The following is a 12,351-nucleotide window of genomic DNA, read 5'->3' as shown; positions in this document are numbered from 1 at the left end:
AAAGGACGGCAACATCGGTTCTTCTTGTAATAGGGAGAACTATTATTTATGACGTAGACGGCCGAGTTCGGAGACGAGTGCTTCCACCTGAGAAATACTCAGTCTGTCACTGCCCATGGCTACCTCATAAACATCATAGATATCTTCATAATGATCTACTGAAAAAGCGGAGGCTTGCATCGCCGCGGCACTGGCCATTTTTAATTTGTTCTTGATAGCCTCGATCATATACTCAACATTTTCCTGACTAGGCTTTGTTAAATCCATTAGGTTAAAACATCCTCTCTGTATACTGATTCATGTATTTTACCATGTTTGGCAGCTTGACCACCATTTTTTTGTCGGGTTCACTGAAATCATGTTAAATTAAAGGCATGAGATCAAAAATATCATCGAAGGGAGGAAATGTATTGGCAATCAGGGAACAGGGAAGCGGAAAACGCATTAAAATGGACGATGCTGGATTAGTGTCCTTTTTCATGGAAATAGCTGCTCTGCATTCCGCCGAGGAAGTCACGTTCCTGTGCATTGGAACAGATCGGTCTACAGGAGATGCACTCGGTCCGCTGACGGGCAGCAAACTTGTGGAACATGGCTTCCGACATGTAATCGGTACGTTGCCGTCTCCTTGCGATGCAGATAACTTGGTGGCCAGAGTGGCTGAGATTCCCTCCGGGCATATTGTAGTTGCGGTAGATGCTTGTCTGGGTCCTCCGATCGCGCTTGGATATTACTTCGTTTCGAGTGAGCCACTACAGCCTGCACAATCGGTGGGGGCAAATCTTCCAGCCGTAGGTCACTATAGTTTGGCGGCCGTTGTAGATATGAATGGCCCGAAACCCTATAGAACGTTGCAGACCACTCCACTGCATAGAGTGATGGTTATGGCAGAACATATCGCTATAGCGGCAGCAAAAGGATTCGGACTCCAGTAGTACCCATTGGGCACTTAAAAATAAGTTGTCCGTTTCAAGGCGGGCTGTTTTGCTTAATAATAGATATTAGACACATTATCTTAGTATTCTAGAAAGAGGGAAGCAGCCATGGAAAGAGTTCGTTGTGACGGAAGCAATATATGCTACAGTGATCAGGGGAAAGGCGAAGTTATTGTATTGCTGCATGGCTTTTGTGGAAGCGCTGAATATTGGGAACAAGTCATTCCTGTCTTAAGCAGCGGCTACCGAGTGATTGCTCCCGATTTACGTGGTCACGGAGCTTCGGAAGCTCCATTAGGACCTTATAGTATTGAACAAATGGCAGATGATGTTCTGGGTCTGTTAGATTCGCTGGAGATTGCTGAATGCATCATGCTTGGTCATTCGCTTGGCGGATATATTACGCTATCGTTTGCTCAGCGTTATGCTTCTCGATTGAAAGGCTTTGGATTAATTCATTCTACTGCTTATCCAGATAGTGAAGAAGCTAAGGAAAAACGACTGAAGAGTGTCAGCGCGATTCAAAATGAAGGGATTACTCCTTTCGTAGACAGCTTCGTACCAGGATTGTTTGCTGAAGCAACCGCTTCTGCATCTCCACAGCTGCTGGAGCGCGCTAAAGAAATCGGCTACAAAACGCCTCCACAAGGAGCGGCAGGAGCTGCACTGGCGATGCGTGAGCGTCCAGATCGACGGGATGTAATTACGGCCACTACGTTGCCGGTATTGCTTGTTGCTGGCGAGCAGGATGGATTGATTCCTGCTGAACGAACCTTTACTGCGGATAAACCGAATATAACGCAAGCAACGATATCGGGTGCAGGCCACATGAGTCTTTTTGAAGCTCCTGAACGATTAGCCGAGATCATAAAGGATTTTGTTCAGGCTTCCGTTTTAGACAATAGCCGCGTATAAAAAATCATCTACAAAGAGGCAGCACGGCGCCATTATGGCGTGTGCTGCCTCTTTTTTTAAGGGCTATCTAATGATCTGGTATTCTCCTTAACTGGCATAGAATTCGGCAATGGTTTAAGATAAATCAATAGAATAACTTAAGTGGTCTGAGTCCTGAATTTTTTGCTACCACAGTACGGAAAAGGAGGAATTGCATGTTTCGAAGAGACTATATTGTCCGGATGATCGAAGATATGACGGCGATGGTTGCCAAGGTATTTTCTCTGAAGCAGGAACGGAAGACGACAGAAGCTTTATGGGAAATCGATGAGCTGTTGAACCGGCATTTTCCGCTGAATTCACGTCTTTTAAATTCACTATCTGTAGAAGATATCATAGATATGTTTCGTTTTGGCGGTGTGGTTGAGTCCGATAAGCTTCAAGGTCTGGCCAAACTGCTGAAGGAAGAAGGCAGCATTTATGCGGCAAATGGCGATAAGGATGCAGCATTATTTAGAAGTATGAGAGCTTTACATTTATATTTGTACGCGGATCTTCATGGAGCAGACAGGGAGCTGCTGCATATGACTCAGGAAATTGATGAACTCTTGCAGGATGTGCAGGCCTATCGTCTCCCGTCTAAAACGGAGCGGCTACTGTTGGAGTATATGGAGTCGGTAGGACGATATAGTAAAGCGGAGGACAGCCTCTACCGGCTGTGGGAGCAAGGAGAAGATGTTGTAATAGAAGGGGATAAGCTGTACAATCGGCTGCTGCTCAAATCATCTGCAGAATTGGAACAAGGTGCCCTTCCTCTGGAGGAAGTAGAGCAGGGGTTAAAAGAGTGGGGCAGGGTAACAGCGATACGAAAGGAAGCAGGAACCTGATGAATACGATGAATATCCCTTTATATATTATCGATGCTTTTGCAGAACAGGCTTATTCAGGCAATCCTGCGGCGGTATGTTTACTGGAGCATCCTGTCGATGAAGGTTATATGCAGAAGACAGCAGCGGAAATGAACTTGTCAGAGACAGCTTTTCTCTGGCCAGAGGAAGATGGATACCGCTTGCGATGGTTTACACCTAAAGTTGAGGTCAAGCTATGTGGGCATGGGACTCTAGCAAGTGCGCATGTACTATGGGAGAGCGGATTGCTAGCGCCTGACATGGAAGCAAGGTTCTATACACGCAGTGGGTTGCTCAGAGCTTCTCGTTCAGGAGATTTGATCTCACTGTACTTCCCGCCTTATCAGCTTCAACCCTCTCCTGTAATTTCAGGTCTCGCAGCAGCACTTGGTATTGCAGAAGCCAATGTGGTGGAAACTATGCGATATGCTGACAATGTACTTGTACGACTGGATCAGGAAGCCCGGGTTCGCGAACTCAGCCCTGACTTCGGAGCTTTATCCGGACTTGAAGGGAGAGGTTTCGCGGTTACCGCAGAAAGCTCTATCGAAGGTATAGATTGTATATCACGTTTTTTTGCGCCGAAGGTAGGAGTGAATGAGGATCCGGTAACAGGCTCAGCGCATACTGCATTGGCACCTTTTTGGGCGGATAGACTCAATCGTACGCAGTTGACCGCTTATCAAGCTTCGAAACGTGGAGGTTTGCTTCAGTTAGAGGTAAGTAAAGACGAGATTAAGTTGTCTGGGCGAGCATTAACTATAGTTAGTGGTGAGCTGCATGTTAAGCCCTGCTAGAACAAGGAACGCCCCTTGTTAACACGTGATATAATGAACGATGATGGTTAGGAGACATAGATTCTCCATTTTTAATCCCGAAAGTGAGATGTGCGTTGTGGAATCTTTAACAGCTCTAATTGAACAACTAATTAATGACCGTACTTTGATTACGGCTACCCTAAGTCAAGTACGTTATAAAGGCGAAAATTGTACCAAAGTGCAGGTTAAACCTGTTGAACTAAAGGGGAAGCTGCATTATCAGTTTGCGTCCTATATTGGTACAAAGGTAGAACATCGCAACGTACCCGCAGAGTTAGCGGCGGAAGAAATATCTCTTTTATTTAGAGAAACGTATCGGCAAGGTTTGTTGTGTACAGTAGAAGCCGATTATCAGGTGCTTATTAGTAAGAAATTCAAAGTATCCATCCTAACCAAGTCTCCAAGTAAAAAGGAAGAGCCGGATCTAGCTCACAACCGTCGCAAACGTTATGTGCTGGAGGATGGAGAGCCTGTGCCATTTCTGGTGGAGCTTGGAATCATGAATAAAGAAGGTAAAGTGCTGGCCAAAAGATATGATAAGTTTCGGCAGATCAATCGTTTTCTGGAGATGGTAGAGGACGTGCTTGCCGATCTGCCAACAGGCCGACCGTTGACGATTGTGGATTTTGGCTGTGGAAAATCATATTTGACCTTTGCGCTGTATCACTATCTGACCGTTCGCAAGAAGCGGGAGCTTAATATCATTGGGTTAGATTTAAAAGCAGATGTGATTGAGCATTGTAACGAACTTGCTGCCAAAATCGGTTATGATCACTTGAAGTTCTTCGTGGGTGACATTGCCGAGTATAATGAGCTGGAGCAGGTGGACATGGTGATCACACTTCATGCTTGTGACACAGCTACCGATGCTGCCCTTGAAAAAGCAGTACGTTGGGGAGCGTCTGTAATTTTATCTGTGCCTTGCTGCCAGCATGAATTATTCGCACAAATCGAAAATGAAGTAATGAGCCCTATGCTTTCGCATGGCATATTGAAAGAACGTTTTTCCGCCTTGGCTACAGACGCCATTCGCGCCAAATTGCTCGACATGATGGGCTATAGCAGCCAGCTGCTGGAATTCATCGATCTGGAGAATACACCGAAGAACATTTTGATTCGTGCTGTTAAGAGCTCAGCCGGGGACAACTCCGTCAAATGGCGCGAATACACCGCATTCCGCGATTTTCTGGGAGCAAAACCCTACCTCGAACGCGTATGCGCCGATCTGCTTCCTACTGAGAGTTCGGTAGAAGGGTAGAGGATATTAAGGTAGAAAGCGTAGGACGGTAGGACTGTAGCATGGTAGAACGGTGACTGTAGAATGGGCACTTATAGGTGCAGCCTAATTCGATCAGTTGTACTTTTTACAACTATATAGCTTTTTTAATGGGAAATTGGATGGTGCAGCTAGTGTGATCTAATGGTTAGGACGGTACGGCTCGTGCGATCTAATGGTGAGTTGATTTAGTTGTACTTTGTGCAACTGGATATGCTCTGAAGCTGCGTTTTAGTGATTTAGTTGCACTTTGTACACTTAAAAACCGCATACGGCGGGATTCTCGAAAAACAGTTGCAGAAAGTACATTTAAAGTGGAGTAAGCAGCGAGAGCACGGGAATAGCTGCACTTTTTACAACTATATAGCTTTTTTTATGAGAATTAGGATGGTGCAACTAGTGTGATCTAATGATTAGGATGTTGCAGTGAGTGCGATCTAATGGTTAGGACGGTACGGCTAGTGTGATCTAATGGCGAGTTGGTTTAGTTGTACTTTGTGCAACTGGATATGCTCAGAAGCTGCGTTTTAGTAATTTAGTTGCACTTTGTACACTTAAAAACGAACAATACTCCGCATATGGGGGGATTCTCGAAAAACAGTTGCACAAAGTACAATTAAAGTGAAAGTAAGCAGCGAGAGCACGGGATTAGCTGCACTTTTTACAACTATATAGCTTTTTATGGGAATTAGGGCGGTGCGGCTCCTTTGTGGAGAGGTATCGTCTTTTTGCGTTCTAGTCTTGTATAAGGGAAATGTGGAAAGGATAGAGATAAATTAACGAATACAGGGGTATCTAAATGTGGCGTTTTAAAAAAGACCGGAGTCTGGAATCATTAACCGCATATATTTGTGGAGCCTTAGTGATAGCGGCTGGGGTGGGTGCTTGTTTGTTGCGGGGATTGTTTTTTACTGAGGAGATGTATCCCTTTCTAACTTTATGGTTTGTATTGTGTTGTACGTGCTCGCTTTATTATCTTGTTGGGGTTGGCGCATGGAGAAAAAGTGGGGGAGGTGCAGTAAGTGGTATTACGGGAGTCAATGGAGTTAGTGAAGGTAGTGAAGGTAGTGAAGTTAGCGGAGAAAATAAAGCGTTAAGAATATTATTAAGCGTCCCTTTAATTATTCTATCGCTTTATGTGATTCATTGGTTGCGCGGGCCGCTTTCCTCCCAGGGAACTATGAATGAAATGCTGCGGTGGGGCTTGTATGCTAGCTTTGCAATATTGGTTTGTTTTTGTGCGGTGAACCGGGTGGGGCGGCGGATTGTAAATGTAACTTGGTCTATGGCGGGTATGTTTTTGAGCATGAGCGCTTTGTTGGCTGTTTGCGGAGTGGTAAAGTTGCCTTTCGCTGTCGCCTACAGCAATTCATCGGAAGTGAGCGCCACAGGGGTTAGGTTAGCAGGATTGATGGAATATCCGAATGCTTTTGGTGCTGTGATGGCTGTTTTTCTGCTGGAACGGCTATTTGTTGTTGCTGTTTATTACGGGGAGCCAAAAAAGAGCGTGAATATGTTGGGAGCAAGAAGTGTTGGGCTGGGGATGGAGTGCGCAGAAGCAGAACGGAGGAGCAAAGGGGCAGGAGGCGTGGAAGCGGAGCAGGGAAAAGCGGGAAGCACGACCGCCGCGCTGCTGCGCTTGCTGCCGCTGTTCCCGTACACCGCCGCGCTGCTCCTCAGCGAGTCGCGCGGCGCATGGCTGACGGCGGCTTGCGCCTGCGCCGCCGTCTTGCTCTGGAAGCGGCAGCTAATCGCGCCGCTTCTTGCTGCTGGTGCCGCGCCCGTGGCCGCCGCGGCGCTACTCTACCGCCAACTGGCCCGTGCCGGGTTGGCGGTAGAGCCTGTGCCCGGCCTGCTGTTGCTGGCCGGGCTTTGGGCCGGCGCGCTGCTAGCCGGCCTGTGGCTGTGCCGCCGCCAGCGCAGCGCGGCGGGCACTGCCCGAGCCGCCATGCTGGCATTGGCGGCGGCAGGTTGGACGGCGGCCGGGATCGCCGTCCTCCTGCACGTGCGCGAGCGGATTACCGGACCGTCATCGACGGTATCCGCGCGCGGGCTGTTCTACCGCGACGCCTGGCGGCTAGCGGCAGAGGCACCTTGGCTGGGACGTGGGGGTGAGACTTGGCGGCATGCCTACCTTGCCGCCCAATCTCGCCCTTATGTAGGCAGCCAGGTGCATAATGGATACCTTGACATCCTGTTGAACTTAGGATTCGTTGGTCTTGCAGCCATACTCCTTATGCTGTTGGCAACAGGCTGGCTGCTGGCTACTAAATCGCCGCGGTTGCTACCGCCGTTTCTGGTCATCGTCTTACACAGCGTCGTCGATTTTGACTGGAGCTACGGATTATTTTGGCTGCTGCTATTCTGGCTGCCAGCGCTTGCTCTGGCTGAGGATAAGCAGAAACATCAATCTGCGCCAACCCACCCTCAGTCTGAGACCAAGCTGCCAATTCAATCCACATCTACGAACCCGCTCACCAATGTCACTACACCTACGAATCCGCTAATCGCTTACCCCACACCCAAGAAATCGCCCCAAATCCGCCTTCGCCGACTAATCGGAACTGCGGCATGTTGTTTTTCGCTTCTGCTGGGGGTGCTATCTTTTCACGCCGCTCAAGGAGAGAAGTTCTATCGACAAGCGATTATGTCGGTGGATCCTTCGGTGAAGGTAGAGTTGCTACAGCAATCGCTGGGTTGGAATCCCCGGTCACCTCGAACGGTTATAGCATTATCTAGGTTGCTCTCGGGTGAACAGAGCGTGAGTCTGCTTCGGCAGAGTTTGTTGTATTCTCCCGAGAATGCCAGCTTAAGCTGGGAGCTGGCTGAACGATGGATAAGCAGTGGCCGTCCGGGGGCGTCGTTATATTGGATGCGCCAGAGCCTTAGGCTGGATAAGTACAACAATGCCAAGTGGATGAAGGCGATTGAAGGGATGTTTCTTATGGGGCAAAAAAAGCTTGCAGAAGGAAATCGAAAGGAAGGCTTAGTCTGCGTCGCCTCTGGGAATGAACTTCTTCTGGAATATAGAAGGTTGGCAGAAGAGGAGGCTAATAAAGGAGGGCAACATAATGACCGTGAGTTCCAAATGACAGAACAAGCCGACGACTTGAGTCGACGGCTTAGTATGTTGGCTTTACGATTTTAGCGGACGTGAAATCATCCAGGAGTAGAGAATGGGCACGATAATTGCAAGTACGAGTGCCGTAATAATAAGAAGCTGAGACAAGGCTCCGCTCAAAAAGGCTCCTGCAAAAATAAGTAGGCCACCGATCATCCACATTATCCCGGATAGGCGATGTGTTTTTCGCCATACCTCGGGGTTGGCGAGCGTCCAGGCTGTACGAACCCCAAACAAGTAATTATCTTTTATCTGTGGCATGTAGTTGCCAAGAGCAATAAACATAATTCCAACAGCGCCTATGGCGATCTTCCCAACGTTTATATCTTTACCTAGACCGTAAGCAATCGACAGCACCAGCATTAGATTAAAAAGCACCCCAATAGCAAGTCTGCTCATGGCATAGGCATTTTCGAATTTTTTGTAATTGTCCCGCTTAGGGTCGATGCTGCGTGTGAACTGCATGATCAGCGGGAGCACAATGCCTAAGATTCCGAACACAAAAATAGCTATATTTTTGTCCCAGTATCTGTTGACCTTACCCGTAATTCCAAATTGTGCCGGTAACTCCTGCGGAAGCTTGCTGTAATTGATCAGAGCGTAGGCTAATGTAGCTAAACCTAATATTACGATGAGGGTATCCTGCCATCTCCATTTGAAATCTTTCATCATTAATCCGCCTCCTTTTTGGAATCGATATCCTGATGTTGCTGCTTTCCGTCCAGTGATTTACTCTCCGTCTCCGTTTGCTTACCTGTCCCAGTGAGCTCCAATAACCAACCGAGAACCTCTTCGAGGACTGTTGTGTTTAGCGAGTACATAATAAATTGTCCTTTTCGCTCATCCTGTACAAGATCGGCATGCTTCAGCGCATTCAGATGGTGAGAAATGCTTGGCTTAGACATGTTGAAAAAATCTGCGATTTCACCTGCGGTTCGATCTTTCTCCCTTAGTAACCGAATGATTTGGCGACGGGTAGGGTCAGCTAGTGCTTTGAAGGATTCATTCATATTCCACCCTGCCTTTCGATATTTAAATAATTATCTAAATGTATAATAACTCTTTGTTTTAATAGCTGTCAATGCAGTATTCACTTAGCAATAGCGTGTGTAAAAGTGTCACCGAATCTTTAAAATTAAGGACCGTTCAAAGCCTCCTCCTGTTCATACTAACGAAGGGCATGCATTCCTTGATGCACCGAACATACGATGCAGAGGAGCGGATATATGATACTAACCAATAAAGTCGCAGTTGTTACGGGTGCAGGATCGGGGATTGGAGAAGCGATTGCTCTGCTTTTTGCCCGACAGGGTGCTAAAGTGATTGCTGCGGACATCCATCTGGCGAATGTAGAAGCGGTAGCCAAAAAGGCGGAAAAGGGTGAGGGACACGGAGTCGTCTACCCTGTAAAGGCCGATGTCTCGAAGGAAGAGGACACACAGCGAATGATTGATGCCGCAACCACACAGTTCGGAGGCCTTCATATCCTTGTTAATAATGCCGGAATTATGGATAAAATGACGCCAGCGCACGAGATCACTGATGACTTATGGGAGCAGGTGCTTGCGGTCAACGTAACCGGTCCGATGAGAGCCATTCGTAAGGTTTTGCCGATTTTTATGGCGCAGGAAAGCGGATGTATCATCAATGTAGCCTCTATTGGCGGCTTAGCGGGCTCGCGTGCGGGAGTGGCTTATACTTCCTCTAAGCATGCTGTAATCGGGATGACCAAAAATATAGGATTTCAATACACTAAGCTTGGAATTCGCTGTAATGCGATAGCGCCGGGCGGGGTAAAGACAAATATTGATCTGTCTGATCCAAGTCCTTTTGGGAGTCAAAAAGCGGGCGAAGGTATGGCGTCGATGCCACGGACAGGGGAGAGCAGTGAGATTGCTTCAGTAGCTTTATTTTTAGCTTCAGAGGCTGCAAGCTTTTTGAATGGATCGGTGATAACGGCGGATGCCGGCTGGATGGCTTATTGATTGAGCGCAGATAAAAAGGTGTTCATTTTCCCTTTATTGGTGGAATTTGTTCACCTCTTTTGTTTATGCCTGTTACTCAAACTCTTTTTAAGTATGGATTGGAAGATGGAAGCTGCTTGCCGCGTAAGTAGAAGTGATAAGGTTGCTTGTGCTAGAATAGGCTAAGAGAAACTGGAAAATATAGCAGAGCGGCAAAGCTTTTAAAAATATAAGAAAGTATAAGATTAGTATCTATGCTTTTATGTTCTTATATTTCACTCGCTTAAACGCTTAGTGTCTTATAAAGATGCCAAAGGCGATTAGCTTGATACATGTAGCCATATTCTGCGGAAAAGGGAGGAGGAGCACGTTTGCATTTTATTTCTGATCTGATCTCGACATTATTTGAATGGATTCAGAGTCTTGGTTATTTTGGGATTATGATCGGACTGATGATTGAAGTTATTCCTAGTGAAATTGTATTGGCTTTCGGTGGTTTCTTGGTATGGAGTGGAGATATTAATTTTTTCGGCGCAGTATTGTTTGGTACGATAGGCGGAGTGATTGCCCAGATCTTTGTATATTGGATTGGCCGTTATGGGGGCAGGCCTGTACTGGAGAAATACGGGAAATATATTCTTATCCAAAAAAAGCATATTGATCATTCGGAAGAGTGGTTCAATAAATATGGGACAGGCGTAATCTTTACGGCACGCTTTATTCCCGTTGTTCGCCATGCCATTTCCGTTCCAGCGGGGATTTCTCGTATGCCTTTAGGTAAGTTCACTTTATTGACTACACTTGCTGTTATTCCATGGAGTGCTTTGTTCGTATATCTCGGTATGACATTGGGGAATAAGTGGGAAGATATTGACGAGGTAGCAGCTAAGTATACCAACGAAATTATTCTCGTAGCGTTAGCACTAATCATCATTTATTTTGTGTATAAGTGGTTTAAATCCAAGAAGAGGGGGACTGCAAAATGAAACCGAATGTAGCTCATAAATTTGGAAAAGGTCTTACACCGCGCCAATTTGTAGAAAGCATGACGAAGAACCAGCAGGCTTTTGAATCCTGGTATGAGAAGTTTTCTTGGGAAGATGAGAGTGACAAGGAATTTTTTGAAAGCCTGAACCATCGTGATGATTTGCGAGTACTTATCCTTGCCGCTGATTGGTGTGGAGATGTAGTTCGTAATGTCCCTGCGGTATTCCGTATTTTGGAGACTGCCGGAATGAAGACAGAGGTATTCATTTTGGAGGAGAACCAGGAGCTTATGGATGAATTCTTGACCATGGGCGGAAGATCTGTTCCGATTGTGATCTTTGCAGATACCGGCGGATATGTGCTTGGACATTGGGGTCCTCGTCCAGAGCATGTGCAGAGCCTAATGAGAGAGTTCAAACGTGAGAATCCTGATCGCGAGGCCGCTGATTACGACAGCAAAATCGCAGAAGTACGTAAGGCTATGGGGCAAGCTTATGGGGAAGGAACGGAATCACAAGCAGTTATCGCAAAAGAGCTGCGTAGTCTGATTTCCGGATTCTAGACCAATGCTAAATATACGTTCGTTTAATTTAGGTCCTCTTCAGACCAATGCCTACTTGCTGACAGGTGCAGATCCAACGAAGGGTATCATTATTGATCCCGGTATGAATCCTGCGGCATTAGTGCGGAGTATTGAAGGGATGGAGATCGAGGCTATTTTGCTGACGCATGCGCACTTTGACCATATGGGCGGCGTAGACGAAATTCGTAAAGCTAAGAAATGCCCTGTTTATTTACATCCACTAGAGAGTGAATGGCTCAGCAGCCCTAAGCTAAATGGTTCATTGATGTGGCCTGATGTTTCATCTCCTTTAACTACAGATCCTGCAGAATATGATCTGGCAGAAGGACAAGTTCTGCAATTCATCGGACATACCTTCCGCGTGTACCATACACCTGGGCACTCTCCGGGCAGTGTCAGCTTCCTATGCGGGAATGATTTATTCTCTGGAGATGTGCTGTTTAAGATGGGAGTTGGGCGCACCGATTTGCCTGGTGGCAGGGAACGTGATTTGTTCGATTCTATTCGTGGCAAGCTGTACAAAATGGATGATGAAGTGAAGGTTTATCCAGGTCATGGTTCCCGAACAACCATCGGTTTTGAAAAAGTTCGTAACCCTTATATCCCTCAATAAACAATCATTCTAGTAGAACTGACAAGAATCGAGGAATTTTTGATAGACAAAGGGATACAAAAGGACTACAATATTGTTAATTAAATGTAACATTAACCTCGCGAAGCACGCAGACTGCGGAATTAATCCCGGTTTGCGTTCTTTTTTTGTCTACATATAGGTTTAAAAGCATGGGGGGAAATAGATTGGAGAAGAATATATATTACCCGTTGGATTACGGATGGTATGACTCCAAGGAGAAATGGACTAGTT

General features: G+C 46.5%; 13 protein-coding genes. 10 read left to right on the top strand and 3 right to left on the bottom strand.

The window, feature by feature from the left end:
• Positions 1-42 precede the first annotated feature (42 nt).
• Positions 43-267 carry a DUF1128 domain-containing protein gene (locus MHH46_RS27695; RefSeq protein WP_036680203.1) on the bottom strand — a complete coding sequence of 75 codons (225 nt, stop codon included), beginning with the start codon at positions 265-267 and terminating at the stop codon, positions 43-45.
• A gap of 143 nt (positions 268-410) precedes the next feature.
• Here MHH46_RS27695 and yyaC point away from each other — a divergent pair, with 143 nt between their 5' ends.
• The 6 genes from yyaC to MHH46_RS27665 all read left to right on the top strand — a co-directional run bounded on the left by yyaC (position 411) and on the right by MHH46_RS27665 (position 7,979).
• Complete coding sequence (yyaC, locus tag MHH46_RS27690; RefSeq protein ID WP_248549634.1) at positions 411-935, top strand: spore protease YyaC; 525 nt, start codon at positions 411-413, stop codon at positions 933-935.
• A 108-nt stretch (positions 936-1,043) separates the two neighbouring features.
• On the top strand, positions 1,044-1,850 hold the full coding sequence (locus MHH46_RS27685; RefSeq protein ID WP_076128663.1) for an alpha/beta fold hydrolase: 807 nt from the start codon (positions 1,044-1,046) through the stop codon (positions 1,848-1,850).
• A gap of 194 nt (positions 1,851-2,044) precedes the next feature.
• Positions 2,045-2,716, top strand: coding sequence for a DUF6483 family protein (locus tag MHH46_RS27680; protein WP_076128661.1), 672 nt, complete (start codon positions 2,045-2,047; stop codon positions 2,714-2,716).
• The gene (locus MHH46_RS27675; protein WP_256717064.1) at positions 2,716-3,534 is read left to right on the top strand and encodes a PhzF family phenazine biosynthesis protein; all 819 of its coding nucleotides are present in this window, start codon (positions 2,716-2,718) and stop codon (positions 3,532-3,534) included. Before MHH46_RS27680 ends, MHH46_RS27675 begins: the two co-directional genes overlap by 1 nt.
• Before the next feature lie 88 nt (positions 3,535-3,622).
• Positions 3,623-4,813 (top strand): SAM-dependent methyltransferase, encoded by a 1,191-nt coding sequence (locus MHH46_RS27670; RefSeq protein WP_076303094.1) that lies wholly within the window; start codon positions 3,623-3,625, stop codon positions 4,811-4,813.
• Positions 4,814-5,630: 817 nt separating this feature from the next.
• Complete coding sequence (locus tag MHH46_RS27665; RefSeq protein WP_076193665.1) at positions 5,631-7,979, top strand: O-antigen ligase; 2,349 nt, start codon at positions 5,631-5,633, stop codon at positions 7,977-7,979.
• Here MHH46_RS27665 and MHH46_RS27660 read toward each other — a convergent pair.
• Together MHH46_RS27660 and MHH46_RS27655 are read right to left on the bottom strand one after the other, a co-directional pair.
• Positions 7,968-8,624 carry an SdpI family protein gene (locus tag MHH46_RS27660; protein ID WP_076193667.1) on the bottom strand — a complete coding sequence of 219 codons (657 nt, stop codon included), beginning with the start codon at positions 8,622-8,624 and terminating at the stop codon, positions 7,968-7,970. The genes MHH46_RS27665 and MHH46_RS27660 overlap by 12 nt on opposite strands.
• The gene (locus MHH46_RS27655; protein WP_076179758.1) at positions 8,624-8,962 is read right to left on the bottom strand and encodes an autorepressor SdpR family transcription factor; all 339 of its coding nucleotides are present in this window, start codon (positions 8,960-8,962) and stop codon (positions 8,624-8,626) included. Before MHH46_RS27655 ends, MHH46_RS27660 begins: the two co-directional genes overlap by 1 nt.
• 216 nt (positions 8,963-9,178) lie before the next feature.
• Between MHH46_RS27655 and MHH46_RS27650 the strand changes: the two genes are divergently transcribed.
• The 4 genes from MHH46_RS27650 to MHH46_RS27635 all read left to right on the top strand — a co-directional run bounded on the left by MHH46_RS27650 (position 9,179) and on the right by MHH46_RS27635 (position 12,099).
• Positions 9,179-9,937, top strand: coding sequence for an SDR family oxidoreductase (locus MHH46_RS27650; RefSeq protein ID WP_076193669.1), 759 nt, complete (start codon positions 9,179-9,181; stop codon positions 9,935-9,937).
• 350 nt (positions 9,938-10,287) lie between these two features.
• A complete protein-coding gene (locus MHH46_RS27645) occupies positions 10,288-10,902 on the top strand; it encodes a DedA family protein (protein WP_036680184.1) in 615 nt (204 codons plus the stop codon).
• On the top strand, positions 10,899-11,465 hold the full coding sequence (locus tag MHH46_RS27640; RefSeq protein ID WP_076128653.1) for a thioredoxin family protein: 567 nt from the start codon (positions 10,899-10,901) through the stop codon (positions 11,463-11,465). The genes MHH46_RS27645 and MHH46_RS27640 overlap by 4 nt, the downstream gene beginning before the upstream one ends.
• Before the next feature lie 4 nt (positions 11,466-11,469).
• Positions 11,470-12,099, top strand: coding sequence for an MBL fold metallo-hydrolase (locus MHH46_RS27635; RefSeq protein WP_076128651.1), 630 nt, complete (start codon positions 11,470-11,472; stop codon positions 12,097-12,099).
• Positions 12,100-12,351 lie beyond the last annotated feature (252 nt).

This window comes from Paenibacillus sp. FSL H8-0175 (assembly GCF_045040615.1).
Taxonomy (GTDB): Bacteria; Bacillota; Bacilli; order Paenibacillales; family Paenibacillaceae; genus Paenibacillus_AQ; species Paenibacillus_AQ odorifer.
This window is presented reverse-complemented; position numbering and strand designations above follow the sequence as displayed.